At 63.2% G+C, this 25,779-nt stretch carries 25 protein-coding genes, 1 tRNA gene and 1 pseudogene; 11 read left to right on the top strand and 16 right to left on the bottom strand.

Features of this window, described 5'->3' with window-relative positions; genetic code table 11:
* Positions 1-10: 10 nt before the first annotated feature.
* Both KKP04_RS03180 and rnd read right to left on the bottom strand, forming a co-directional pair.
* Entirely contained in the window at positions 11-1,108 is a 1,098-nt protein-coding gene (locus tag KKP04_RS03180) for a SurA N-terminal domain-containing protein (RefSeq protein ID WP_215026615.1), read from the bottom strand.
* 200 nt (positions 1,109-1,308) lie between these two features.
* Entirely contained in the window at positions 1,309-2,460 is a 1,152-nt protein-coding gene (gene rnd / locus KKP04_RS03175; protein WP_215026613.1) for a ribonuclease D, read from the bottom strand.
* 330 nt (positions 2,461-2,790) lie between these two features.
* Here rnd and aspS point away from each other — a divergent pair, with 330 nt between their 5' ends.
* The 3 genes from aspS to KKP04_RS03160 are packed head-to-tail and all read left to right on the top strand — an operon-like array spanning position 2,791 to position 5,437.
* Complete coding sequence (aspS, locus tag KKP04_RS03170) at positions 2,791-4,668, top strand: aspartate--tRNA ligase (RefSeq protein WP_215027051.1); 1,878 nt, start codon at positions 2,791-2,793, stop codon at positions 4,666-4,668.
* 32 nt (positions 4,669-4,700) lie between these two features.
* Positions 4,701-5,039 carry a helix-turn-helix transcriptional regulator gene (locus KKP04_RS03165; RefSeq protein ID WP_215026610.1) on the top strand — a complete coding sequence of 113 codons (339 nt, stop codon included), beginning with the start codon at positions 4,701-4,703 and terminating at the stop codon, positions 5,037-5,039.
* Positions 5,036-5,437 carry a type II toxin-antitoxin system VapC family toxin gene (locus KKP04_RS03160; RefSeq protein WP_371818687.1) on the top strand — a complete coding sequence of 134 codons (402 nt, stop codon included), beginning with the start codon at positions 5,036-5,038 and terminating at the stop codon, positions 5,435-5,437. The genes KKP04_RS03165 and KKP04_RS03160 overlap by 4 nt, the downstream gene beginning before the upstream one ends.
* A 143-nt stretch (positions 5,438-5,580) precedes the next feature.
* Here the strand turns inward: KKP04_RS03160 and KKP04_RS03155 are convergent.
* Positions 5,581-5,666 (bottom strand) — tRNA-Leu (locus KKP04_RS03155).
* Positions 5,667-5,819: 153 nt separating this feature from the next.
* A complete protein-coding gene (locus KKP04_RS03150; protein ID WP_215026607.1) occupies positions 5,820-6,593 on the bottom strand; it encodes a ceramidase domain-containing protein in 774 nt (257 codons plus the stop codon).
* A 233-nt stretch (positions 6,594-6,826) separates the two neighbouring features.
* Here KKP04_RS03150 and KKP04_RS03145 point away from each other — a divergent pair, with 233 nt between their 5' ends.
* Positions 6,827-7,264, top strand: coding sequence for a hypothetical protein (locus KKP04_RS03145; RefSeq protein WP_215026578.1), 438 nt, complete (start codon positions 6,827-6,829; stop codon positions 7,262-7,264).
* 88 nt (positions 7,265-7,352) lie between these two features.
* Here the strand turns inward: KKP04_RS03145 and KKP04_RS03140 are convergent, their stop codons facing one another.
* The 5 genes from KKP04_RS03140 to KKP04_RS03120 all read right to left on the bottom strand — a co-directional run bounded on the left by KKP04_RS03140 (position 7,353) and on the right by KKP04_RS03120 (position 11,306).
* A complete protein-coding gene (locus KKP04_RS03140; protein ID WP_215026575.1) occupies positions 7,353-8,129 on the bottom strand; it encodes a sterol desaturase family protein in 777 nt (258 codons plus the stop codon).
* 231 nt (positions 8,130-8,360) lie between these two features.
* The gene (locus KKP04_RS03135) at positions 8,361-8,972 is read right to left on the bottom strand and encodes a thiamine phosphate synthase (RefSeq protein WP_215026572.1); all 612 of its coding nucleotides are present in this window, start codon (positions 8,970-8,972) and stop codon (positions 8,361-8,363) included.
* Between the two features lie 340 nt (positions 8,973-9,312).
* Positions 9,313-10,116 (bottom strand): thiazole synthase, encoded by an 804-nt coding sequence (locus KKP04_RS03130; protein WP_215026569.1) that lies wholly within the window; start codon positions 10,114-10,116, stop codon positions 9,313-9,315.
* 4 nt (positions 10,117-10,120) lie between these two features.
* Entirely contained in the window at positions 10,121-10,318 is a 198-nt protein-coding gene (thiS, locus tag KKP04_RS03125; protein ID WP_215026556.1) for a sulfur carrier protein ThiS, read from the bottom strand.
* A complete protein-coding gene (locus tag KKP04_RS03120) occupies positions 10,296-11,306 on the bottom strand; it encodes an FAD-dependent oxidoreductase (protein WP_215026553.1) in 1,011 nt (336 codons plus the stop codon). The genes thiS and KKP04_RS03120 overlap by 23 nt, the downstream gene beginning before the upstream one ends.
* Positions 11,307-11,564: 258 nt before the next feature.
* Here KKP04_RS03120 and hemB point away from each other — a divergent pair, with 258 nt between their 5' ends.
* A complete protein-coding gene (gene hemB / locus KKP04_RS03115; RefSeq protein ID WP_215026550.1) occupies positions 11,565-12,611 on the top strand; it encodes a porphobilinogen synthase in 1,047 nt (348 codons plus the stop codon).
* 64 nt (positions 12,612-12,675) lie between these two features.
* The gene (locus KKP04_RS03110; RefSeq protein WP_215026548.1) at positions 12,676-13,950 is read left to right on the top strand and encodes a threonine ammonia-lyase; all 1,275 of its coding nucleotides are present in this window, start codon (positions 12,676-12,678) and stop codon (positions 13,948-13,950) included.
* A gap of 93 nt (positions 13,951-14,043) precedes the next feature.
* On the opposite strand, the gene KKP04_RS03105 is transcribed toward KKP04_RS03110, so the two are convergent.
* Together KKP04_RS03105 and KKP04_RS03100 are read right to left on the bottom strand one after the other, a co-directional pair.
* Positions 14,044-14,340, bottom strand: coding sequence for a hypothetical protein (locus KKP04_RS03105; protein ID WP_215026545.1), 297 nt, complete (start codon positions 14,338-14,340; stop codon positions 14,044-14,046).
* Positions 14,341-14,421: 81 nt separating this feature from the next.
* Positions 14,422-14,589 carry a cysteine rich repeat-containing protein gene (locus KKP04_RS03100; protein WP_215026542.1) on the bottom strand — a complete coding sequence of 56 codons (168 nt, stop codon included), beginning with the start codon at positions 14,587-14,589 and terminating at the stop codon, positions 14,422-14,424.
* Between the two features lie 345 nt (positions 14,590-14,934).
* Here KKP04_RS03100 and KKP04_RS03095 point away from each other — a divergent pair, with 345 nt between their 5' ends.
* Complete coding sequence (locus KKP04_RS03095; protein ID WP_215026540.1) at positions 14,935-15,387, top strand: DUF2141 domain-containing protein; 453 nt, start codon at positions 14,935-14,937, stop codon at positions 15,385-15,387.
* A gap of 79 nt (positions 15,388-15,466) precedes the next feature.
* Here KKP04_RS03095 and KKP04_RS03090 read toward each other — a convergent pair whose 3' ends face one another.
* From KKP04_RS03090 to KKP04_RS03080, 3 genes are all read right to left on the bottom strand, one after another.
* Positions 15,467-16,420 carry a TerC family protein gene (locus tag KKP04_RS03090; RefSeq protein WP_215026537.1) on the bottom strand — a complete coding sequence of 318 codons (954 nt, stop codon included), beginning with the start codon at positions 16,418-16,420 and terminating at the stop codon, positions 15,467-15,469.
* A 352-nt stretch (positions 16,421-16,772) separates the two neighbouring features.
* A complete protein-coding gene (locus KKP04_RS03085; RefSeq protein WP_215026534.1) occupies positions 16,773-17,999 on the bottom strand; it encodes a beta-ketoacyl synthase in 1,227 nt (408 codons plus the stop codon).
* Between the two features lie 61 nt (positions 18,000-18,060).
* Positions 18,061-18,330: an acyl carrier protein gene (locus KKP04_RS03080; RefSeq protein ID WP_215026531.1), complete on the bottom strand. Its 270-nt coding sequence runs from the start codon at positions 18,328-18,330 to the stop codon at positions 18,061-18,063.
* Between the two features lie 282 nt (positions 18,331-18,612).
* Between KKP04_RS03080 and KKP04_RS03075 the strand changes: the two genes are divergently transcribed.
* A complete protein-coding gene (locus tag KKP04_RS03075; RefSeq protein ID WP_251133871.1) occupies positions 18,613-20,352 on the top strand; it encodes a long-chain fatty acid--CoA ligase in 1,740 nt (579 codons plus the stop codon).
* 243 nt (positions 20,353-20,595) lie between these two features.
* On the top strand, positions 20,596-21,084 hold the full coding sequence (locus tag KKP04_RS03070; RefSeq protein ID WP_215026528.1) for a DUF421 domain-containing protein: 489 nt from the start codon (positions 20,596-20,598) through the stop codon (positions 21,082-21,084).
* Positions 21,085-21,164: 80 nt separating this feature from the next.
* On the opposite strand, the gene mazG is transcribed toward KKP04_RS03070, so the two are convergent.
* Positions 21,165-22,025, bottom strand: a complete 861-nt coding sequence (gene mazG, locus KKP04_RS03065) for a nucleoside triphosphate pyrophosphohydrolase (RefSeq protein WP_256437966.1) — start codon at positions 22,023-22,025, stop codon at positions 21,165-21,167.
* A gap of 1,154 nt (positions 22,026-23,179) precedes the next feature.
* Here mazG and KKP04_RS03060 point away from each other — a divergent pair.
* Entirely contained in the window at positions 23,180-23,740 is a 561-nt protein-coding gene (locus KKP04_RS03060) for a GNAT family N-acetyltransferase (protein ID WP_251133870.1), read from the top strand.
* A 133-nt stretch (positions 23,741-23,873) separates the two neighbouring features.
* A pseudogene (locus tag KKP04_RS03055) lies at positions 23,874-24,014 on the top strand (IS630 family transposase); the annotation flags it as partial.
* Here KKP04_RS03055 and KKP04_RS03050 read toward each other — a convergent pair.
* Positions 24,011-25,558 (bottom strand): leucyl aminopeptidase, encoded by a 1,548-nt coding sequence (locus KKP04_RS03050; RefSeq protein ID WP_215026523.1) that lies wholly within the window; start codon positions 25,556-25,558, stop codon positions 24,011-24,013. The pseudogene KKP04_RS03055 and the gene KKP04_RS03050 sit on opposite strands and share 4 nt — an antisense overlap.
* Positions 25,559-25,779: the final 221 nt, after the last annotated feature.

The following is a 25,779-nucleotide window of genomic DNA, read 5'->3' as shown; positions in this document are numbered from 1 at the left end:
CGGACATCGCTCAGTCCACCTTTGTCCGGTAATCGATCGAAGCCGACTTCCTCAACTCATAAAGATAGCGCCGCGAGAACCGTTCGAACTCCTGCTGGCGCGCATCCGGCTTCTCTTCCGCGACGGTTTTCTTCGCCACCACACCCTTCTTGCAGATGGCGTAGGACTCGACCGCGCCGGAAACGAGGATCGGTGGCGTCATCTGCCCTTCGGCGGCCTTGAGGATCAAGGGTTGCGCGTCCTTGTTGAACGAAGCGAGCTTCGCCTTATGAACCGCCTTGACAGATGCGTCGGCCACGAGTTTCGCCCGCTTGGGCAGGTCGGCGCATGAGGTGAACTTCGCACGGAGATTTTCGGCCTCCATCATGCGCTGGCTCACCGCGCGCTGGTCCGAGCCAGCGACGGCCAGCCTTAGAACGCGAACGTCGAACTGAATATCGCCATCGGCGGTTTTACTGTCATCGGACGGCGCCGAGGCGATCATCGCCGCGATGCGGGGGCCATACTGGCGGCGAATCACGTCACGCCAGGCGAGTTGCGCGCGAATGATGTTCTTCACCGTCTTGCGGCTGATGCCGTCTGCCTCAAACTGCTGGTAGAATTCGTTGAGGAGTGGCTTCTTGCCACTGCCGCCTCCCGCCCGCTGCCCGAGAACTTCCTCGACCTCCTTGTCGGAGATCGTGATCTTAAGAGTCTTCGCGGCCTGAAGTTTCAATTTGTCTTCGATGAGCGTCTCGATCACCTGCTTGCGCGAGGTGCCCCCGCCTTCGGAAAGGACGCGGGCTTTCGCTTCCTCGATAAGTTGCCCCTTGATGCGCTCGGCCGCTTGTTCCGCCTCTGCCTGGGAGCGCGGATTCGCCTTGACCATGAGCTGCCGGAAGCGCTCCTTGACCGCATTCCCCGTCAGCAGCGCCTTCATGCGATCGCCGAAGCCGCTCGTTCGCGCCATCCATCGCGTCCGCTGCGCGATGTCGCCTGACGTGATCGGCTCGTCATTGACGAGGACGACGATGCTCTGCGCTCTGGAGTCCGGGGCTGCCGAGGCCAGCACCGTCAGAACGGCGGCGACCGCAAGCGTGGCGGCGCGATGAAGCTTTGCGATTCTCATGCAGTAAACTTGGATTTCATTTGCGGCAACAGTGTGCCTGCTTCTGCCATAATCCCCGGCGGTTGCGGCTTAGACCCCCCTAAAGTGGAAAAATTCTCATTCGGCATCTCCTGGTTGTGACGAAGCGGACCCAAATTGCGCGCGCTCCTCGGCTGAGTTGAAGCGCGCGCTTCGCGTCGAAGGGCAGCTAAGAGTGTGCCTCAAAGCGGAAAGACGGCGACCTCGTTTTTCCTGATGCCGAGCGCGAGGCGGCCTTCCTTCAGCGCGATCGCCTTGTCGCCGAACAGCGGACGTCGCCAGCCCTTCAGCGCGGGCACGTCGGGGGCGTCGTACTGCGCGAGCTTTTCGAGATCCTCGGCGCTGGCGAGGAGTTTCGGCGCGATGTCGAGTTCGGCGGATACGGCCTTGAGCAGCACGCGCAGAAGCTCGACGGTGGCGGATGCGCCGGCGGAAAGATCGATATGCGCCGCCGCGTTCACCACGTCGCCCGGATCGCGGACAAGCGCCGCCTCGACGGCGCGAAGGATCGCGTCGCCGCGCGACCGCACGCTGTCGCGCACCGAACGGAGCCGCGACAGGGTTTCGAGCGTGCGCGGCGCGTGCTTCGCCACCTCGTAGATCGCCTCGTCCTTCAGCACACGGCCGCGTGGCACGTTCTCGTCCTGCGCGGCCCGTTCGCGCCAGGCGGCAAGCTCCATGATAATGGCGCGCGCGGTGCGCGACTTGCCGCCGAGCTTGAGGCGCTTCCACGCGTCGGCCGGATCGAAGGCGTAGGTCTTGGGATCGGTGAGAACGGCGACTTCTTCCTCAAGCCAGGGTTCGCGGCCGGTCTGTTCGAGCCGTTGCTTCAGCTTGGCGTAGACATCGCGCAGATAGGTGACGTCGCCGAGCGCATATTCGAGCTGCTTCGGCCCCAGCGGGCGCTGGCACCAGTCGATGGCCTGATAGGTCTTGTCGTGGTTCTTCTTGAGCAGCTTCTTGACGAGCGCGCCGTAGGAGATCGCATCGCCATGGCCGAGCGCCATCGCCGCGATCTGCGTATCGAACAGCGGCATCGGGATCACACCCGCTTCCTGCCAGACGATTTCGATGTCCTGACGAGCGGCGTGGAAGACCTTCACGACGGCGGTGTCGGCCATCAGCGCGTAAAACGGCGTCAGGTCGAGGTTCGGCAGCGGATCGACGACGGCCTCGATGCCGGGCGCGGCCATCTGGATGAGACAGAGCTTCGGGCGGTAGGTCGTCTGCCGCATGAACTCGGTGTCGACGGTGACGAAGGGTTGCTTCGCCAGCGCATCGCAAAGCGTCTTGAGGTCTTTGATGGAGGTAATGACGGGCGGCAGATCAATCATTCTATTATTGTAGCTCGGGCTGTGGGGCGGCTCTCATGACTGGCTCGCATTCTTGACAAACATCGCGGTCCATGCGCTGGTTTGTCCCGCGATTCAAGCGCTCTGAAACAGTGGGCGACCAGAACTGTGTCTCTTTTAAGCCGCTTTGCCGCCGTTCGGTCAAGAATTGCTGAACGGCGCCGGCTCCGATCCTGAAGGATGACTTCTGTGGAAAAAACCGCGTCTGGCGGGCGGGCGAAGTCCGCCGCTTCCGGCAAGAAAATAAAGCAGGAACCCGAACTTGAGGCGGTGGACGCGAAAGGGGCGGAGGCGAACTCTGGCGCGGCGAAGCTGCATGCCTATCGTTCGACGACCTGTGGGGCGCTGCGCAGAGCCGACGCGGGCAAGACCGTGCGGCTTTCGGGCTGGGTCCATCGCGTGCGCGACCATGGCGGGCTTCTGTTCATCGACCTGCGCGACCATTACGGCCTGACGCAATGCGTGGTCGACCCGTCCGCGCCCGCGTTCAAATCGGCGGAAGCGGTGCGCGCCGAATGGGTGATCCGCATCGACGGCGATGTCGTGATCCGCGAGGGCGACACCGTGAATCCGAACCTGCCGACGGGCGAGGTCGAGGTGCGCATCGGCACGCTCGACGTGCTGTCGAAGGCCGAGGAACTGCCGCTCCCCGTGTTCGGCGAGCCGGAATACCCTGAAGACGTGCGTCTGCGCTATCGCTTCCTCGACCTGCGCCGCGAGACGCTGCATCGCAACATCATCCAGCGGACGAAGATCATTGCCGACATGCGCAAGCGCATGGTGGACGCGGGCTTCACCGAATTTTCGACGCCGATCCTTACCGCGTCCTCGCCCGAAGGCGCGCGCGACTTCCTCGTGCCGTCGCGCATCCACGCGGGCAAGTTCTACGCGCTGCCGCAGGCGCCGCAGCAATACAAGCAGCTTCTCATGGTGGCGGGCTTCGACCGCTATTTCCAGATCGCGCCGTGTTTCCGCGACGAAGACCCGCGCGCCGACCGGCTGCCGGGCGAATTCTACCAGCTCGACCTCGAAATGAGCTTCGTCACGCAGGAAGACGTGTGGGACACGATGGAGCCCGTTATCCGCGCGGTGTTCGACGGTTTCGCGGGCGGCAAGCCCGTGACGGACGTTTTCCCGCGCATCGCCTATGACGACGCCATCGCGAAATACGGCACCGACAAGCCCGACTTGCGCAACCCCATCGAGATGGAGGATGTGAGCGAGCATTTCCGCGGCTCCGGCTTCAAGGTATTCGCGGGCATGCTGGAGAAGGACAAGAAAGCCCGCGTCTGGGCCATCCCCGCTCGCGGCGGGGGTTCCCGAGCGTTTTGCGACCGCATGAATTCCTGGGCGCAACAGCAGGGACAGCCAGGCTTGGCTTGGATTTCGGTCGAAAAGACGAAGGACCCAGAGAAAGGTATAGCCGGCGCATTCGAACGCGCATCGGCTAAGATGGCCGAAAAGAATCCGGATCTAGTTAGTAAGCCAGAGTGGTATTGGATTGGTAAAGGACCGGTTGCTAAGAACCTCGGCGAAGATAAGACGGAAGAACTGCTAAAGCACCTAGCCCTAGAACATGGCGACGCGGTGTTCTTCGTCGGCGGCGACCCTGCGAAGTTCTACAAATTCGCGGGCGAGGCGCGCACCCGCGTCGGCGAGGACCTGAACCTCGTGGACCGCGAGCGCTTCGAACTCGCGTGGATCGTGGATTTCCCGTTCTACGAGTGGAACGAGGACGAGAAGAAGGTCGACTTCGCGCACAATCCGTTTTCCATGCCGCAGGGCGGGCTTGAAGCGCTCGAAACGCGCGACCCGCTGGAACTCAAGGCGTATCAGTACGACCTCGTCTGCAACGGCTTCGAGATCGCCTCCGGCTCGATTCGCAACCAGTCGCCCGAAACCATGGTGACGGCTTTCGAGAAGGTCGGCCTCACCAAGGCGGATGTGGAAGAGCGATTCGGCGGTCTCTACCGGGCGTTCCAGTTCGGCGCGCCGCCGCATGGCGGCATGGCGTTCGGCATCGACCGCATCGTGATGCTCATCACCGGCGCGAAGAACCTGCGCGAAATCTCGCTCTTCCCCATGAACCAGCAGGCCGAAGACCTGCTCATGGGCGCGCCGTCCGAAGCGGGCGCGAAGCAATTGCGCGATCTCCACATCCGGCTGAATTTGCAGAAGAAGGATGCTTGACGTAAAGCGATCTTGCGTGATAGCTTTATGTCATGGCAACAGCGGAACAGATCAAGGCGGCGCGCGCGCTCCTGCGCATGGAGCAGGACGAGCTTGCGAAACGGGCGGGCATTTCCGTGACGACCGTCCGGCGTCTCGAAGCTGCGGGCGATTACGCCGTGGCGGAGGAGACCGCAGGCGGAGTGCGGGCTGCGCTGGAGGAGGCGGGCGTGGAATTCATTCATGACGGTGTCAGGTTGAAGCCCGCGCATGACGCGGATGCGCTGTTCGCGAAGCTTTACGCCATCGCCGAGGCGAGCGCCGAGGCGCTTCGCGCGAGACAGCCGCTCACCGATGCCGACCTTTATGGCGATGACGGGTTGCCCGCGTGATCGCGGTCGATTCGTCGGCGCTGGTCGCGATCCTTCGGCTTGAGCCCGACGCGAAGGCGCTGCTTGGCGCGCTCGTCGCGGCGCGGGGGCGCGTCATCTCCGCGCTGAATGTGCTCGAAACCTCGCTGGTGCTGGCGGGCCGGGAGGGCGACGGATCGGTTTTCGCCCCGCTCGATGCTTTTATCGCCGAAGCTGGAATCGAAATCGTTTCCTTCGACGCGGGCCAGGCCGCCGCCGCGCGCGCCGCCTTCCTGCGCTACGGCAAGGGCCGCCATCCGGCCGCGCTGAATTTCGGCGATTGCGCCGCTTATGCGCTCGCCCGCTCGCGTGGCGTGCCGCTGCTGTTCAAGGGCGACGACTTCGCGAAAACCGATATCGCCGCCGCGCTTCCGGTTTGAGGCGAGCCCCGCGCTCGGGCTATTTCCTCCCATCAAGACGCTTCAGGGCCACGACCGCGATGTACCTCGGCGTAATGTACATGGACGGAGCAGCGCGCCGCGCATCATCCGCCGATTCCCGCGCGGCGGCGGCGGGCAAGCGGTGGTGCGGGCGGCCGGACTCGAACCGGCATGGCCTTACGGCCGAGGGATTTTAAGTCCCTTGCGGCTACCATTTCGCCACGCCCGCATGCATCAAAGGAGTATGCGAAGCACGACCGACTCGCAACTGCCGATGCGCGATGAGCAAACAAGCCGACTTGTCTTGCACGTGCCGCCGATATTTCCCGCAGCCGTTTCATGCTCGCGCCGAGGGAATGTCACCGATCCGGGTTGCCACCCTTCAGCGCGGCCCGCGCAACGCCGCCGGGCGAGGCGGGATGATTTCCGCTCTCGGCGCGGCGGGTTTGCCGTAGCGGATCGCGGCGAGGAGCAGCAGCCACAGCGTCGTCGCGTTCAAAAGATGCCAGAGGAAATGCGTGCCGAGGCGATAGCCGAAGAGCGTGACGCTGTTGCAGAGCGTCGGGTCGAGCGTGCGGAATGTGAGCGACACGGCGAAGGTGACGGCCGCCGCGAAGACGAGCGCTGCCGCGCGATGCCGCCGGATCGCGAGCCAGCCCGCCATCAGGAACAGGGCGATCACCGCCGGGCCATAGGCGAGGCCGCCATTGAGGCACGCGGCGCGCGCGCCTTCGGGCACGTCGAGCGCGAAGCCGATGCGCCCGCCGTAGCATTGCACCTGCCCGGAAAGCGCCATCGCCGCGACGAACAGCGCGATCAGTCCGGCGGTGAGCGCCGCGCCCGCGCCCGCAAAGCGCCTCAGCGCGAAGACGAGATAGGTCAGCATGAAGATGCCGATCGGGATCGTGTCCGCCGCGCCCGTCGTCGGATTGGGCACGGTGTGGAACAGAAAACTGCCGATGCCGATGGCGACGAAGTTCAGCGCAAAGAAGATACTCCAGGCCGAGCGCTCGCCGGGGCCTTGTCGCGCGATCATGACCGCGCCCGCGATCCCCGCCGCGACGAACGCCGCATTCGTGATCGCGTTCAACGGCTCCGCCCAGAAGGCCGGGCTCATGCCCCGCTCGCAATAGGCGAAGATCGTCGCTCCCTGCATGGCTTGCTCCCGGTTTGCCTCATTCGCGGCGCACCGATACAGGGGAGGCGGATTTTCACGAAAAGACAAACGAAAAGCCAGGGCGCGCGCCGGTTTTCCCAAGCGGAGAAATAGCATTTCGGGGGCCGTCGCCAGCGCCGCGTTGCGAAACGTTACTCTTCGGCAGTTGGCTAAGTTGGTTAACCAGCCTACAGTAGGATAGCGACATTCGACGTCTTTTCGGGGGAATGGACATGATCTTTCGCGCACTGTTAACCGGCGCCGCCCTTCTCGGCCTCGCCGCTTCGGCCGAAGCCGGAGCATCCCTGACGCCGCGCTCCGACGGGGCCGCCGTCCCGCACATCAAGAAGGTCCGCGCAACGTCGCCCCGCTCGCAGAAATTCTGCGGCGAATGCAAGGACTGCTGCGGCGCCTACCGCGTCATCTACGCCGAAAGCTGGTACGGCTTCGAACGCGTTATCGCGCCCGTGCGCCGCGCCGCACATGGCGATCAGGTGCGGCTGCCCGGCGGCTCGTGGGTCTATTGCTCCTATTCGTGCGAATATACGCTGAAGCGCCAGAGCCTCGATTTCTGGCAGGGACAGGGCGCGGGCGGCGATGGCGACCAAAGCTCTCCCGGCTATTTCAGCTTCAACCTTTATCCGAACGGCGTCATCGAGCGCCGCCCCTGATGAAACTGACCGGTGGCTGGCGCGCCTGCGGCCTGTGCAAACGGGAAGCTGACCACCGGGTCAACCTGCCTGCCAGCGTCTCTGCGGGTCACGCCCGCTCGGGCCGCATCGAAAGCCGCGAGCCGTCGCGCGCCTCGTCCGGCATCGTGTCCGTGCCCATGACCTTGTCCCAAAACCGGAAATAGAGCCCGTAATTCCGGTCGAAGCGGATGTGATGATAGGAGTGGTGCGTGGCCGAGATGAGCTGGCCGCCGACTGGCCCGCGCACGAGAAAGCGCGGCAGCACCTCCCAGCCCGAGTGATTCCAAACCGCCACGAAGCTCATGAACATCAGAATCCCGATGAGCACGCCGACATGGATCGGCACCACGAACACCATCGCGGGCATGAGCCACGCCGTCAGCGCCGCCTCGGCCGGATCGAAAGCGAAGGACGCGAACGGCGTCGGCTGGCGCGAGCGGTGGTGCCCCGCATGCATCCAGCGGAACAGCCTCGGATGATGCATCAGCCGATGCGCGAAATAATAATAGGTGTCCTGCACGACGAGATAGATGAAGAAGCTGAGGAAGAGATAGGGCACGCCGCCGTAAGCGCGCCAGTCGGTGTAGATCGCCGTGCCGCCGTTCAGGAAAACGGTGAGGGCGAAAGCGGCGGGAGCCGCGTAAACCGCCGACGAGAGCAGCGAGAGGCGAATTTCCTTCATGACGATGGGCCGCATGGGGCGGTCGCGGTTGAGCCGCTTCGCGCGCAACTTTTCGCCGCCGCGCTGCCACAACAGCCAGTAAAACAGGCCGGAGAGCATGAGATAGCGCGCTGCGATGATCGCGGTGAGCGCCGCCGTCAGGCCAAGAAATTGCAAAGCCATTCTATCTCCCGAAGCAATGTCGCGACTCGGCCTCCTGCGCATCGGCCGGGGCGCATGATGCTCCGGCGCATGGGTGGCCCAGTCGCTTTGTCATAGAAAGGAAGCTTTCTGCTTTTCGCAAGCGAGTGCTATGCACATCCTCGCGAGGAGATGGAAACGGGTCTCGTGTTGCGCTTCTTCCCATGGCCTGATTGCCAAACAGGGCGGCCGATGTGGCCCTCGTGCCGAACCTTAGCGGCTCCGCGATTCCACGAGCGCGAGCCAATCCCTCGCGCGCGCCTCGGGATCGGGCGCGAACACCACGTCCGAGACGACCGCGATGCTGTCAGCCCCCGCCGCGTAGACATCGGGCGCGCGCTCCAGCGTTATGCCGCCGATGGCGACGAGCGGGCGCTTCGCCAGCGCTTTCCACTCGCCGACGCGCGCGAGCCCTTGCGGCGCCCACGGCATGACCTTCAGCGTCGTCTGATAGACGGGGCCGAGCGCGACATAATCGGGATCGAACGACAGGGCGCGGTCGAGTTCCTCGTGGCTGTGCGTCGAAAGGCCAAGCTTGAGCCCGGCGCGGCGGATGGCGGGAATGTCCGCCGTGTCGAGATCGCCCTGGCCGAGATGCACCCACGGTGCGCCGCACGCGATGGCCTCGCGCCAGTGGTCGTTGACGACGAGCGCTGCGCCGTGCGAGCGGCAAGCTTCAAGCGCCTGCGTAATCGCGGGCGCGATGTCGGCGGCCTCCGCATCCTTCATGCGAAGCTGGATCAGCTTCACGCCGACGCGCGCGAGACGCTCGACGAAAGCAACGTCGGGCACGACCGGATAAAAGCGGGGCAGGGCGTTGGTCATCGGGAACCTCGCACGAAAAGATTGGCCTCGCAGTTCGGCTGCGTTAATCGAACTCGATGGCTGCCAAGAAGCTGATCACACCGAACCAAACCGCCCCACGTCTGATTTACAGCAAAGATTGGCTCACGCCCGTTGTGGGCTCCCATTCCTGAACCGATTTTGGATCTACAGCGTCGTGCGCGCAAATCGGACGCGGCACAACGCTGAATCGTTGTTGTCGATCAACTTCTCTGCGTCAAATCGAGTCCGATTTGACGCAGGCTGATCTAATAAGTTGCGTGCCAACGCCAATGGTCCTGAGGGCATGCGCAGCCGGACCAAACATGCATCTGGTGTCGCGCTACAGAAGCGCGAGCCCCGCCACGGGCGACGACGGACTCGCCATGTCGCGCGGCGGCATGATGCCCGACCAATACGCCATGCGCCCAGCCTCCACGGCCTTTGCGAAGGCGACCGCCATCGCCACCGAATCGGCGGCTTTCGCGACGGCCGTGTTGATGAGCACCCCGTCATAGCCCATTTCGAGCGCGAGCGCGGCGTGGGACGGCGCGCCGAGCCCCGCGTCCACGATGAGCGGCATGTCGGGATAGAACGCGCGCAGCGTCTTGAGGCCGTAGGGGTTCATCAGCCCGCGCGCCGAGCCGATGGGCGCGGCCCACGGCATGAGCACCTGGCAGCCCGCGCCGACGAGCCGCTGCGCCACGCTCAGATCCTCGGTGCAATAAGGGAGCACCTTGAAGCCGTCGCGCGTGAGCTTCTCCGCCGCGTCGACGAGGCCGAAAACGTCCGGCTGGAGCGTGTCGTCATTGGCGATGACTTCGAGCTTGATCCAGTCCGTCTCGAACACTTCGCGCGCCATGTGGGCCGTCGTGATCGCCTCGCGCGCGGTGTGGCAGCCCGCCGTGTTCGGCAGGACACGCGCGCCGAAGCTTTTCAGAAGGTCGAAAAAGCGCTGGCCGGTCTTCCCGTCGCCACTCGATTCGCGCCGGAGCGATACGGTTACGATCTCGGCGCCGCTTACCTCCACAGACCGCCGGAGGGTGTCGGGCGACGGATATTGCGACGTGCCGAGCAAGAGCCGCGAGCCGATGGTCTCGCCATAGATCGAAAACGCATCGGCGATTTTGGTTTCAGCGAATGTCATTCGTTCAGCCTCCCTGTCGGGGCGACAGGATTTCAACGGCGGCGCCATCGGCGAGCGCCGCGCCGGTCCGTTCGCTTTTCGGCACGAACGCCCCGTTCAAAGCCGTTGCAATCTTCGCGTCGGCGAAACCCAGCTCGCGGCAAAGCTCTTCGAGCGTCGCCGCGTCGGTCGCCAGCGCCTCACCATTCACCGTGATCTTCAAGCAGAACTCCCGGAGCCTTTACACCCGACTCTATATAGTCGGCCGTGATCTTCGCGAGGATAGGCGAAAGCAGAAAACCGTGACGGAAAAGGCCGTTCACGTAAAGGCGCGGCCGACCGGACTGCGTTTTGCCGATAATGATTCTCGGCGCGTTGTCCGGGAAAGAGGGGCGGACGTCCGCATCCATGAAGGCGATGCGCGCCTCGCCGAGCGCCGGAATCAGCGCATAAGCCGCCGCCATGATCTCGGTGACAGAACGAAGCGTCGCGGGGCCTCGGTCGTCGCTCTCGATGGCGGTGGTGCCGATCATGAATTGGTTGTTCGACCACGGCACGATGTAGAACGGAATGCGCGGATGCGTCATGCGCACCGGCCGCGAAAGGGTGACGCCGGGGCAATCCACCACGACGCGCTCGCCACGCACGCCGCGCAGCGTCTTCAGGTGATCGCGCGCGGCGAGGCCCCGGCAGTCGACCACGACATCGGCGTCGGTCTCTTCCCACGCCTCCGCGACGAGCTTCGCGCCCGCCGCTGCGGCTTCCCGGATGAAATATTCGAGCGCGACGAACGGCTCGATATGGCCCTCGTCCTTGTAGAAAAGGCCGTCGCGGAAGCGGTCTTCGAGGGCTGGTTCGAGTGCGGAAATCTCGTCCACTCCGACGCGGGTGTGGCCCTGCGTGACGGCGGCGAAGCGCTGGAGGTCGGCCACATCGCGCGGCGACGCGACGACGAGCGTGCCGTTCAGCTTGAGATGCGGATAATGCTCCTTCCAGATCTCCATCGCTTCGAGGCCGAGGTCGCGCGCCTCTTCGTGCCCCGGTTCGCCCTCGCAATAGGAGCCCAGCATGCCGCCCGCGCACCCGCTCGCGCAGTTCTGCGACGGGGTGCCCGCCGGGTCGTAAAGCGTGACCTTGTGTCCACGGCGCGACAGGATAAAAGCCTGCCACATTCCGGCGGCGCCAGCGCCGATGATGTCGATTTTTGCCATGCGCGAGGTTTGGATGACTCCGGGAAAAAAAGCAAGCAGGCGGCCAGTGGGGACGCTATCGTCTCTCCCGCGGGGGCGAAGAAGACACGATGCCGGCTTCGATTGGGGGCGCCGGTGCTGGCTCGCCTGCTTGCTGCAACCATCGGACGGAGTTTGCGGCCACCACCGATGTTCTGTTTTTGTTCTAAAGGCGGTTCAGGCTTGTGTCAAGCAAATTTCGGGCGTACAGAACAGCCAATTTTTCGGGAGGTGTCAGCCGTGAAAAAAGAAAAACCAGCCGCTTGTTACGATGCAGGTGCAGCGCTTCAGAACGCCCCGGCGGGCGGCTTTCCTCTCACGCGATTGCGCCGGACGCGACAGGCCCCCTGGTCGCGCGCGCTCGTCGCCGAAAAGACGCTGACCGCGTCGAACCTGATCTGGCCGATCTTCGTGATGGACGGCATGCGCGCCAAGCAGCCCGTTCCGTCGCTTCCGGGCGTCGACCGCATGTCGGTGGATCTCGCCGCCGAAGCCGCCGAACAGGCCGCCGAACTCGGCATCCCCGCCGTCGCGCTCTTTCCCTATACGCGCCCCGATCTTCGCGACGAGACGGCGGCGGAAGCCTTCAACCCGGAAAATATCGTCTGCCGTGCGGTGCGCGCCATCAAGGCCCGCGTGCCGAACATGGGCGTGATCTGCGACGTGGCGCTCGATCCCTATACGAGCCACGGCCAGGACGGCCTGATGGTCGGCAATGAGATCGTCAACGACCTGTCGCTCGAAGCGCTGACGCGTCAGGCGATCAACCAGGCGGAAGCGGGCTGCGATGTGCTCGCGCCATCCGACATGATGGACGGTCGCATCGGTGTGATCCGCTCCGCGCTTGAGCAACGCGGCTTCCACAATACCTTGATCATGGCTTATTCGGCGAAGTACGCCAGCGCGTTCTACGGCCCGTTCCGCGACGCTGTAGGATCGTCCGGCACGCTCAAGGGCGACAAGCGCACCTATCAGATGGACCCTGCGAACTCGGACGAGGCGATTCGCGAGGTTGCGCTCGACATCGCCGAAGGTGCGGACATGGTGATGGTGAAGCCCGGCATGCCGTATCTCGACATCGTGCGCCGCGTGCATGATGAATTCAAGGTGCCGACCTTCGTCTATCAGGTGTCTGGCGAATACGCGATGCTGCTCGCGGCCTGTCAGAATGGCTGGCTGACCCGCGATAAGGTCGTTCTCGAAAGCCTGATGGCGTTCCGCCGCGCGGGCGCGTCCGGTATCCTCACTTATTTCGCGCCGGAAGCCGCCCGTCTCTTGAAGGCGTAACCGGGGAAGGTCATCTTTTCACGCACTTACGTGGCGGCACTTCGCCGCCGGAGGAGATGCGCGGATGACCGCTCCCGCCGCACGGGAATCAGATGAACCGCGCATCAGCCTCGACGACATCCGGGCGGCGCGGCAGCGTTTGCGCGGCGCGATCATCCGCACGCCCGCCGTCGAGGCACCGAAGCTCTCGGCGCTTTCGAGCGCGCAGATCTTCATCAAATACGAGAACATGCAGGCGACCGGTTCCTTCAAGGAGCGTGGCGCGCTGAACAAGCTTTTGTCGCTCGACGCGGCGCAGCGCGAGCGTGGCGTGATCGCGATTTCGGCAGGCAATCACGCGCAGGCCGTCGCCCATCACGCGGCTCGGCTCGGCATCCCGGCAATTATCGTCATGCCGGAGGGGACGCCCTTCACCAAGGTTGGCAACACGGAAGCCTTGGGCGCAAAGGTGATCCTTCACGGCGAGAGCGTCGCCGAATCGCGCGTAGCGGCCGACCGGCTCATTGTCGAGCACGGCTTCACCCTCGTTCACCCCTATGACGACCCGGCCGTGATCGCGGGGCAGGGGACCGCCGCGCTCGAATTCCTTGAAGACTGCCCGGACCTCGATTGTCTGGTCGTGCCTGTCGGCGGCGGCGGCTTCATCTCGGGCGTCGCCATCGCGGCGAAGGCGCTGAAGCCCGAAATCGAGATCGTCGGCGTCGAGGTTGAGAGTTATCCCTCAACCTACGCGGCGCTGCGCGGGCGCATCGCCGAATGCGGGGGCGCGACGTTGGCAGAAGGCATCGCGGTGAAGGCACCGGGCGCGAATACGCTGCCTGTCATGCGCGACCTCGTGAGCGATGTGGTGCTCGTCAGCGAATCCATGATCGAACGCGCGGTGTTTCTGCTCGCCAGCCTGCAAAAGACGGTGGCCGAAGGTGCAAGTGCCGCGGGCCTCGCGGCCGTCCTGTCCGACCCGCGCCGGTTCTCCGGGAGGCGTGTCGGCCTCTTCCAGTCGGGGGCGAACATCGACAGCCGCGTGCTGGCCGCGATCATCATCCGCGGTCTCGAACGCGAATCGAAGATCCTGTCGCTGCGCATCCAGGTCGACGACCGGCCGGGCATGCTCGGGGAGCTTACGAGCGAGCTTGGTCGCTGCGGCGCGAACATCCTCGAAGTGCATCACCGCCGCTTCCATCTCTATGTGCCCGCGAAATCGACACTCGTGGATGTCGTCATCGAAACGAAGGACGCCCGCCACGCCGAGGAGATCGTCGTGACGCTTCGCGCGCGGGGCTTCAGGGTGGAGCGGCTGCACGCAAGCGGCGGCGGCGAGGCTGGGCCGCGCATGGAATAGAAGCGTTCGCCGCGCCCATCTGCCTCGAAACGAAATCCGCCCCCCTCTCGCGGGGGAGAGAAGGGCGGCAGCCCAGCCGGCTGATCTCGTAATCTATTTGATCGGATCGCGGTCGTCGTCTGGCCCGTCGTCGTCGCTATCCGAATCGTAGGGCGGCGGGGGAGGGGGCGGAACGTCGCGATAGCGCTCGCCGTCGAAGCGCTCCTCACGGGAATAGCGCTGATTATCATTGTAATAGCTGAAGTCGCGGCGCGGCGAAGCATAAGGCAGGTTCGCCATCACGACGCGGCGGCATTCGGAATTGAGGCTCTCGATGCGCTCGCCCAGACACTCGACGATCTGACCGCCACCGGGCCGCACGCCGTTGCAGAATTGGCGGTAGTCCGGCATGCACACTTCGATGGCATAGGCGAACTTGATCGCCTTGAGGCAGCCGGGATTGAGCTGCGCCTCGTTGTCGAGCAGGCAGCGTCAGACGCGACCCTCTCCCGGCAAGACATCGGAACAGAGCCTGTGGTAATCGGGCCGACAGGACTTCATGACGCTGTCGAGGATCTCCGGCGGCAGGTCGGCTGCGGCGGCGGCAGAGGAACCGGCAATCAGGCCGGCAAGGAACACGTATTTTGCGGGGTTGAACATTGGAGTCTCCGGGGGCGCGCGCCTCTACCGGCGCGTGCGGAACTGAGCCTATGAAGCCAGACAATTCCGGCTGCATTTCGCCGTAACGAAGGCTAATCGCGTCGGTTGGGTCGCGGCGGGGTGGCGGTCTGTAACAGGATATATCGCGCCCTGAACGGCTGTTCATGCTGGCGTCGGCAACGGCGATGCACGGTGCCGTGGCCTGGGCTGGTCGAGCGCAAGGGCACCCGAACTTGATCGGTTCGCGGCGCCGCCCGGAGCCCGACCGAACGCCAGGCGACGAACTTGACTTCGCGGGCTATTCCGGCTTGGCTGCGGCGATCCCACCTCAACCCAAGGTCTCCAATGTCACTGCGTATTCTTCCGGCGGCCGCGGCTGCGTTTCTCGGCATCGGTCTGGCGAGCGCCGCCGCCGCCGCCGACCTGACCATCGCCATCGACGGGCTTCGCTCCGACAAGGGCGAGATCAAGCTGTGCGTCTTTTCGGCCGAGGTTTCCAACAGGGCCGCTTTCCCCGATTGCTTCACCGGGCGCCCGGTGAAGCAGGGCAGCGCCATCATTCGCGGCGGCAAGGCGATCGTGACCTATAGCGGCCTGAAGCCAGGCATTTACGCCGTGGCCTCCATTCACGACGAGAATGGCGACGGCAAGCTCGGCACCAATCTGGTCGGGATCCCGACCGAGGGCATCGGCGTTTCAAACAATCCGACGCTTTTCGGCAAGCCTGAATTCGCGAAAAGCGCTTTCGAGATCGCGGGCAACACGCGCATCGCGATTACGGCGAAATATTTCTTCTGAACGGCGGTTGGCTCCGTTCGACGCGATGAACAAAGGACCGCGCGGAGATCCCGCGCGGCTTTTGTTGCTGCGCCGCAGCCTATTGAGAGGCCGCCTTTTCCTCGGCGCGGTTCTTCAGGAGCGACAGCGCGATCGATCCGAAGATCAGGAGCGCAGTCATGCCAAGCGCCCATTCCGTCGGGATATCCGGCCAGTCTTCGGGATAGTTGAAGATCATCTTGATGCCGATGAAGACCAGCGTGAGCGACAGGCCGTATTTGAGATAGCGAAACTTGTCGACCATGCCTCGCAGCGCGAAAAACAGGGCGCGAAGGCCGAGGATCGCGAACACATTCGAAGTGTAGACGATGAACGGGTCGCGCGTGATCGCGAAGATGGCCGGGATCGAGTCGAGCGCGAAGACGATATCGGTGATGTTCAGCACGATCAGCACGAGAAACAGCGGCGTCGCGACACGCTTGCCGGTGCCGGCGAGCCGCACAAAGAACCGCTCGCCGTGATATTCCGTCGTCATCGGCAGCACGCGCCGCGTCCATTTGACGATGCGACTGTTTTCGAGGTCCACCGCTTCCTCGCCGGATGCCATCGTCTTGATGCCGGTATAGATGAGGAACGCGCCGAGGAAGAGCACGGTGAAGTGGAAGTTCTCGATCAGCGCATAGCCTGCGAGAATAAACGCCGCGCGCAGTACGAGCGCGGCAAGAATACCCCACAGAAGCACCCGCATCTGCAAATGCGATGGCACCTGAAAATAGGTGAATATGATAACGAACACCAGAATGTTGTCCATCGACAGGGCGTATTCTATGAAATAGCCTGTCAGGAACTCGACCGCTTTCTGGTTGCCGAACTCGAAGTAGATCCAGACATTGAAGCAGAGGGCGAGCGTGATGTAGCACGCTGTCATGATCAACGCTTCCCGCACGGGAATGGCGCGCGCCTTCCTGTGGAACAGGCCGAGATCCGCGGTGAGGATCGCGAGAATGAGGGCGGTGAATCCAAGCCACGCCCAGATGGAATGCTCTTCAAACATCGAAATGAGAGTCCTTCGGAACGCACGCGTTCACAGTTGCTTCAGGTTCGCCTTATCCGAAAACCGACAGAATTTACAAGAGCCGAATTCGAGAGGTCGGACCTGCTGCTTGTCCGATCCGGTTGCGATGCAGTCCGGCCGGACCGGCTCTGGCGACGCCTGCCGCCTCCAGCTCGCCATCGAAGCGGGTAAACGAGGCCAAGGGGAAACAAATCCAGCGATACACCAGACCACCACGCCGGTTCGTTTCTGTCGCTCCCGGAATTGGGTGCCGCGATGGTGACCTTCCAGTTCCACCGCGACAGACTTCAGACGATGGGAGAAATCGGGCCGGAAATCAGCTGAATTATGGTCAGTTTATGGCGGAACCAAAAACCAGAACGGCGTTGAGGCCCCCAAACGCGAAGGAATTCGACATCGTGTAACCGAGGGCGCGATAGCGGCCTTCGCGCGGCACATAGTCGAGGTCGCAGCCTTCGCCCGGCTCGTCCAGCCCGATGGTCGCCGGAATGAAGCCGTCGCGCATCGCCTGCACGCAGACAACCGCTTCCACGCCGCCGCCCGCGCCGAGACAATGCCCGTGCATCGATTTGGTCGATGAAACGGCGAGACTGTCCGCATGCGCGCCGAAGACCTTGCGGATGGCGCGCGTCTCGTTGATGTCGTTCGCGGCTGTGGCGGTGCCGTGGGCGTTGAGATAGTCGATATCGGCGGGTGAGAGCTTCGCGTCGTCGAGCGCGATCTGCATCGCGCGCGTCGGGCCTTCGATGTCGGGGTTGACCATATCGGCCGCGTCGGAGGTCATGCCGAAACCCAGCACCTCGCCGAGCACGGTCGCGCCGCGTGCCCTCGCATGCTCCAGATCTTCGAGCAGGAGGATTCCCGCGCCCTCGGCGATCACCGTGCCGTTGCGCCGTTTGGCGAACGGATAGCACCCTTCCGGCGAAAGCACCCGCATTGCCTGCCATGCGCGCATGCAACCGTAATTCAGCGGAGCTTCCGAAGCGCCCGCGACCGCTACGTCCATCATACCGGAGCGGATCATCTGGAAGGCGAGACCGATGGCATGCGCCGCTGTGGAGCAAGCGCTGACAGTGCCGAAAACCGGCCCCTTGATGCCGTGCTCGATGCTGATATGCGCTGGCGAAGAACTGATGATGGTTTTCAGTAGCGTAAGCGGGTGCGTCGCCTTCTTCTTGTGGACGAAAATATCCTCGTATGCCTTTTCCTGCGTCGTCACACCGCCTGCGCCGGACCCGACGATGCACGCCGCGCGCTCCCCGAGCGGGCCTTCAAGCCCGGATTGGCGCACGGCTTCCCATGCAGCCGCAACGGCGTATTGAGTAAAGGGATCGGAAAGCTGCGCGCCACGGCTCTTGCAAAGATCGCGCGCATCGAAGTCGCGCACCTCGCCGCCGATGGTGATGTAGAGGTCTTGCAGCGGGAAACCGGCGATTGGCGCGATGCCGTTCTCGCCCGCCTTGATGGCGCTCCAGAATTTCTCGACGCCCGTGCCGAGAGCCGAGACGACGCCTGTCCCTGTGATCGCCACGCGGCGACCGCAATTCCTCTCGCTCATTCAGGACTCCCCAGTACCGACAGATGGGCGGGAGCGCGGTCACGATCGGCCGCGCGGGCCGTCAAGCCGCCGCGCCTGACGCATTTTGCGATACGAGCACGGTCGTGACCTTGTCGACTACGGAGCCGACGGTGGCGAAATCGGCCATTTCTTCGTTGGCGTTGTAGGGGATCTGAATGCCGAAGGTATCCTCGATATCGAAAACGATAACCGCGAGATCCAGCGACTCGATTTCAAGATCGGCCAGCTTGGTATCGAGGGCTATCTCTTTCTCAGGATGGCGCATGTTCTTGCGCAGGATCGCAATGATCTTTTCGGCGACGTCGTCCATTCGAGGCTCCCTGGCGGAACCGCAATTCATGCTGCGGTTTCGATTCCTTATGGCGCGTCGGGAACGATTAGCGGCAATCCGGTGCCAAGTCCAGCGAACTCGCCAAGGACGCCGCCCGGGCTGGGGAAATGTGAGCAATTCCCGCGCAGCGGTCGGGGCGCGTCCTCGTTGTCGCAGAGGTGAACCTTCGCCGTTGGTAGGCATTTCGGCCTGTTTACTTAGATGATACCGTACTCGTCGAAAAAACAAGAAAAACGCATGTTGTCAGGGATGGAAACGGGAATGGACGGGCACGATCAACCGCATGTCTTGGAGACGAACGGCAAGGAAGCTCAAGCGGGTACGGCGGCGGCGTCCCGTCCGTGGCTGAGGTCCTATCCGCCTGGGATCGACTGGTTTCAGGCTTTCGAGCCGAAACCGCTGCCGGTGACGCTCGAAGAGACGGTGGCGCGCTTTCCCGACAAGCCCGCTTCGTGGTTCTTCGGCAAGACGATGACCTATGCCGAACTCGGCGCGGCCGTGGATCGCGCGACGAAAGGGCTGCAAAGCCTCGGCGTGCGCGAAGGCACCCGCGTCGGGCTTCTGTTTCCGAACTGCCCGGCTTTCGTCATCTTCTATTATGCGACGCTCAAGGCGGGCGGCACCGTCGTGAGCCTCAACCCGCTCTATACCGTGCCGGAACTCGCCTATCAGGTGAAGGACGCGGGCGCGAAAATCGTTGTGACGGCGGATCTCGCGGCCACGCTTCCGAAGGCGAAAGCGCTCGTCGATAATGGCACGCTCGAAACCGTCGTCGTGGCGCCGTTCAAGAAGATGCTGCCGGGGCTGAAGGGGTTCCTCTTCGGCCTGTTCAAGGGCAAGGATCTCGCGAAGTGGACGCCCGGAAAGGGCCTCGTCAGCGCGCAGGATTTATTGAACAACGACGGCCATTACGACCGCCGCGCCATCGATGTGAACGCTGTGGCCGCGCTGCAATACACGGGCGGCACGACGGGCACACCGAAAGGCGCGATGCTCACGCATGCGAACCTGTCCATCAACGTGCAGCAGGCGGCGGCCTGGTTCCCGGGGCTCGCGATCCCCGGCGAGGAGCGCTTTTTCTGCGTGATCCCGTTCTTCCATTCGTTTGCGATGACGGGCCTGATGAATTTCGCGATCCTCAAGGGCGCGCAGATGATCATGCTGCCGCGCTTCGAGTTGAAGCTCGCGCTGAAGACCATCGACCAGACGAAGCCGACCATCATGGCGGGCGTGCCGACGCTTTTCAACGCCATGGCGAAGGTGCCGGACATCAAGACTCACAACCTGTCGTCGCTTAAGTTCTGCATCTCGGGCGGCGCGGCGCTTCCGCTTGAAGTGCGCCGCGACTTCGAGCGCGTCTCCGGATGCGGTCTTGTCGAAGGCTATGGCCTTTCGGAAACGTCGCCGGTCTCGCACATCAACCCGCTTGCGGGCCCGAAAAAGGAGTGCTCCATCGGCCTGCCGGTGCCGGGCACGGAAATGTCGCTCAGAAAGCTGGGCGATCCGAAAGAAGAAGTGCCGCTCGGTGAGAAGGGCGAGATCTGTATCCGTGGCCCGCAGGTGATGAAAGGCTACTGGAACAAGCCGAAGGAAACGGCCGACACATTCGTCGGCGACTTCTTCCGCACCGGCGACGTGGCTTATATGGACGAGGACGGCTTCACCTACATCGTCGACCGCATCAAGGATCTGATCATCTGCTCCGGTTTCAATGTCTATCCGAGGCGCATCGAGGAGGCGATCTACGAGCACCCGGCGGTGGATGAGGTCACGGTGATCGGCGTCGCTGACAAATATCGCGGCGAGGCGCCGAAGGCTTTCGTCAAGCTGCGCGAAGGCGAGAAGGTGACGAAGGAAGAAATGCTCGCCTACCTCAAGGAGCGCATCTCGAAGATCGAACTGCCCGCCGATATCGAGTTCCGCGCCGAACTGCCGAAGACGCTGATCGGCAAGCTCTCGAAGAAGGAACTGAAGGCGGAGGAGGGCGCGAAGCCGCATTGAGGCAAGGCGCGGCGGAGTTTGCCCGCTCCGGCTCACGCATGGTTCCGCATCCTGGGAACGAATACAGAGCCGGCCTATTTCAACCGGTGGAGGGGGCTGAAGCCCTCGTCCGCCGTTTCTGGCTGCCTGCCATTTTCTCGTGATCTCGTACCGCGATCTTAACCTGGGTTCAGAAGGTTTCCCTGATAATGAGCGGCAGGCGCGCCACCGGCGCTGCACTTGCGCAAACGAGCGAACAAAGGCATGAACTGGGGAGAGATGTTTTTTCGGGACTGGGAGGGGATCGCCCGCACGATAATCGTCGGCGCATTGGCCTACGCCGCTCTCGTTCTCTTTCTGCGGATATCGGGCAAGCGCACCCTCGCGAAGCTGAACGCATTCGATCTGGTTGTCACCGTCGCTCTTGGCTCCACGCTTGCCACCGTACTCTTGCAGAAATCGGTTGCCTTGGCTGAAGGTGCGACTGCATTGGCCTTATTGATCTTCCTGCAATTTTTGGTCGCCTCCCTCTCGGTGCGGTCGCCACGATTTGCAAGGCTCGTCCGGTCCGAACCGACGCTGTTGGCAAGACACGGCGCTTTCTGCGAAGCCGCAATGAGGCAGGCGCGAATAACCGAGGATGAAGCGTTGAGCGCGGTCCGCTCCTCGGGCGGAAGACAAATCTCCGATGTGGAGACCCTTATTCTTGAGAGCGACGGGACTATCAGCGCAAGCCTCAGACGATCACCCTGATCAGTCCGGATGATTGCCTGAGCCTCATAATCAAGCTTGTTCGGCCGACGGGTGTCCGCCAGATACTCAGGGCGAGCCGGTTATTTCCCGCCTTGTTCGCGCTCGATCGCCTTGGCCCGATCCCAGTAAACGCCCATTTCGTCGAGGCGCATGTCTTCGAGCTTGCGGCCTTCCTCCGCCGCGCCCTTCACGACCTCGCCCATGCGCCGAACGAACTTCGTGTTGGCCGAGCGCAGCGCCGCCTCGGGGTCGATATCGAGCCGGCGCCCGAGATTGACGACGACGAACATGAGGTCGCCGAATTCCTCGAAGCGACGCTTGTCGGTTTCGGGGCCGGGGGCTGCCGCGACTTCCGCGCGAAGCTCCGCTAGCTCTTCGTCGACCTTGTCGAGCACGGGCGCGACAGTCGGCCAGTCGAAGCCGACGCGGGCCGCGCGGTCCTGCAACTTCAAGCTGCGAAGGAGTGCGGGAAGGCCCGCGCCGATACCGTCGAACAGATCGCGCGTCGCCGACTCCGCCGCCGCTGCGTCGGCCGTTCCCCGCCGAACGGCCTTCGCCTTGCGTTCCTCGGCCTTGATGGCGTCCCAAGTCGCCTTTGCGTTTAAAGTCGCCTTCGCGTTCAAAGTCGCCTTCGCGTCGCCGCCGGTGCCTTCGAAAACATGCGGATGACGGCGGATGAGCTTCTCGCTGATCGAGCGTGCAACATCGGCGAAGGCGAAATGCCCGGCCTCCTCGGCCATGCGCGCATGAAAGACCACCTGCAACAAGAGGTCGCCCAGTTCGTCCTTGAGGTCGTCCATGTCGCCGCGCTCGATGGCGTCCGCCACCTCATAGGCTTCCTCGATCGTGTAAGGCGCGATCGTGGCGAAGCACTGCTTCACGTCCCACGGGCAGCCGCTCTCGGGATCGCGAAGGCGCGCCATGATCGCAATGAGCCGCAAAAGCTGCGCTTCGGCAGAAAACGCGTCCTGCGCGTCCTCATTCGCCTGCGTTTCCGATTCGTTCGTCACGCTTCCTCCGCGCTCAAGAGCGATTGACGGTCAAGACCAAATCACCCTAGGGTTTATATCCTTCGGCAAAGGCCGTGCAAGGACGCGTCATGCGGCTCGTCGCAACCATCTTCCGCTTTTTTTACCGGGCGGTCACGCGCTGGCGGGCGCTTTTTGCCGCGCCGACGGCTTCCTTGCGACTTGTATCGCCAAGCCCTGTCGTCCCGTCGCCGACAGGCGCCCTGGACGATCAGGTTGCGGTCATATTGATTGTCGACGCGGCGCATATCGTGGCGCTCATCCGAACGCGTCGCCATCCCCGGCGCCTGAACGCCGCCTTGCGCGCTCCCGTATCCTTACGGATAGCCGGGCCGCAAACCTCTCCAGCCCGCTTTTTCTTCGGTCCTTTCGCCATCGGCCCCCCTTGGCGGCAAAGGAAATGGACCGCCCGCTTTCTCGCGTTCGCCGTTCGTTCCTTGCCCGCCGCCCGAGCCGCGTCAGCGCCGGGTTTTTGACCGCGAAGGTCCGGCTTGCGGAGCCCACGCCAAACAATTGATTTCGTCCCGGCAATCGTCGCCAGAGATGGTTCGAACGATAAGGGAGGTTTTGCGCCCGTTTTTCGGATTGCCGAAACGCGGATGGTGGCGTTTGTCCCCGTGGTGTGGCGGAGTTCTCGAAAAGTTCTGTCTGCGGAGTTCTTCGGGCGCATTTTAATGAACTTCGCGCCGTTCTATTGACACCCTATTTCGCAGCGCGGTCGCCGGGAAAAGTCAATCGGAGCAAAAGTTTCGCTGACGCTCGTGGAGACTATCGAGATCGCGGGCTGGAACAGATGGCGAACTTGGGCGCCTCGTCACGCGCCGTTTCGAGTCGCGTCCCAACTCAGCCTAAACATGCACGCCACAGACGCCGCGAGGGTGACCCCGCAGCCGCTGAGGCTGTCACGGCGAATTTGCCGCCCGGTCGACGAACAGGCCCGCCGGGGCCGCGCCGCTAAACTTTCCATAATGCATCTTATGCGAATCACACGGAGCGGGTCGGATAGACAGTTTCCATAAGCCGACCGTCAGCCGCCATCGGCCCGACTCCGACATCTGACCGCCATAATGACCGCCGCATTGTTTAGCTACGAATGGGGAATGATTCACAAACGCATCACTCTCGTCGAAACCGAAGTCGGCGACTTTCCGAGCTTCAAAAGCGAGCTTCAGACAGCATTCGCTGTGGCCGTGGTTGATGAATACGGCCAACTGCCGGATGGCCCTATTCCGTCTGACGCCGATCTCGACGCCGCCATGGGCGCGCCAGACGCCGTGGTGCTCCGCATCCAATTCGATCATCGGCCGATAGGAGGGGCCGTCCTGTCGATCAATGAAGAGACTAAGCACAATTCGCTCGGGCTCTTCTTCCTTTGCCCAGAGAAACACGGGCGTGGTCTTGGGTACTTGGCTTGGGAGGCCATCGAGCGCCGCTACCCGGAGACGCTCGTCTGGCATACGCACACGCCATATTTCGAAAAAAGGAACATCCACTTCTACGTGAACAAGTGTGGTTTCAAGATTGTCGAATTCTTCAACGACCGCCACCTAGATCCACACGGGCCGAATTCGAGCGAATTCCCGGGCGCTGACGAGGGATTCCGTTTCGAGAAGATCATGAAAGGTTAGTAGGCCGATATCGGGTCATGAACGCGCGCGAGTAGTCGCTTCTTGTGGTTCGCCCCTGACCTTTGATTCTCGAGGCATTCCCTGGCCGCAGACGGCGTGCGAGTCAGCGGCATGCAAACCGGCGTCACCCCCTGACCTCCAGGCCGCAATCAATCGCTGCCTCGACGACCCCGCCGCTCAGGCCAAGCCCAAGCCCTTCCAATGGGTCGCCGATCCCGACAAAATCATCGCCGCCGTCAGGCGCGGGCGCCAAGCGTTAGATTCGATGCACTAGCTCTCGGCAGACGACGTCTCGTGGAATTTCTCCGAAAACCGATCCAGCAGCCGCACGCCATAGCCCGATCCCCAGCTTTGGTTGATGTCCGTGGACGGCGATGCCATTCCGGTGCCGGCAATATCGAGGTGCGCCCAGGGCGTGCCGTTCCGGACGAAACGCTGCAAGAACTGCGCGGCGGTGATGGAACCTGCGTCGCGGCCGCCGAGGTTCCTGATATCGGCAAACTTCCCGTCGATCAGCTTGTTGTATTTCTTGGAAAGCGGCATGCGCCACGCGAGTTCGCCTGAGTCTGCACCGGCGTCGGTAATCTCGCTTGCGAGCTTGTCGTCGTTCGAGAATAGCCCCGCATATTCCTTGCCGAGCGCGACGAGGATTGCGCCCGTCAGCGTGGCAAGCGTGATCATGAGCTTCGGTTCGAGGTGCTCCTGTGCGTACCACAGGAGATCCGCCAGCACGAGGCGGCCTTCGGCGTCGGTGTTGAGGATCTCGATGGTCTGGCCCGAGGCCGAGGTAACGATGTCGCCGGGGCGCATGGCCGTGCCGCTGGGCATGTTCTCCACGAGACCGACGATGCCGACCGCGTTCACGGGCGCCTTGCGCAGCGCAAGGGCGCTCATCGCGCCCGCAACCGCGGCCGCGCCAGCCATGTCGCCCTTCATGTCTTCCATGCCGGGGCCGGGCTTGATGGAGATGCCGCCCGAGTCGAAGCAGACGCCCTTGCCGACAAACACGATATTGCCCGCGTCCGCGGAGCGACCGGCGGCGCCGTTCCACCTCAGCACCACCACCGATGTCGGCTGCGCACTCCCCTGCCCCACCGCCAGCAATGCGTTCATGCCGAGCGACTTGAGCTTCGGTTCGTCCAGCACCTCGACCGTCAGTCCGAGCGCTTCGAGCGCGCGCAGCCGCGCCGTGAATTCGGGCGGCGTCAGAATATTCGCCGGTTCATTCACCAGATCGCGCGCGAGATACACGCCGGAAAGCTGCGCCTCGGTGTGTTCGAGCTTTGCCGTAAGCTTGCTTCCCCAGCAGGAAAAGATCGCAAGCTTCGGCGGCGCGGGGTCTTCGTCGTGCTCGTCTTCGCCGCCTTCCGTGCTCTTGGCGGCTTTCGACTTGTATTTCCTGAAGGTGTAGCTCCTGAGGCCGAAACCTTCCGCAAAGCCGAGCGGTGCGTCTTCCGGCAGGTGATCGACGCCCGCGAAAACAACGTCGACTTCGGCGGCCTTCTTCGGCAGCTTTCCGCGCACCAAGCCGCCGAGGTCCATCCAGTCGCGATGTGTCAGCGTCTTCGCGTCGCCGATGCCGACGAGGAGGAGGCGCGACGCCTTGAGGCCGTGCGGGGCGAGAATCTCCAGCAAATTCCGTCGCTTAGGCTTGAATTCCGCCACCTCGATCGCGCGCGAGATCGCGCCCGCGCTTGCCTTGTCGAGCCGCTTGATCGGAGGCGGCAGATCCTCTCCCGCCGTCACGAAATAGACCGCGGTCGAGGCCTTCGGCTCCGGTTGCAGCGAGGCGAACGAAACGGCTGGAAGTTCTGTCATCGAGTGAGCGGGACCGTGATGGCGGGAAATCGAGATTGAAAAGTGTACAGGAAACGCGCGGACTTGCAAAGTCCGGCTCGATACGAAACATCGCTCGAAATCGCGCCGAAAATGCGCCATGAACCCGTGCGTAGTGAAGGGTCTGATGCTGGCTCGAACTCGTTGCCACCGGCAAGTGCCGCAACACCGTGCGCGTGTGTCGAGCGAAGCCGGAGCGTGAT

This window comes from Rhodomicrobium sp. Az07 (assembly GCF_018619475.1).
In the GTDB taxonomy this organism is placed as follows: Bacteria; Pseudomonadota; Alphaproteobacteria; order Rhizobiales; family Rhodomicrobiaceae; genus Rhodomicrobium.
Note: the sequence above shows the minus strand (reverse complement) of the source record. Positions and strands in the feature narration are given on the sequence as shown.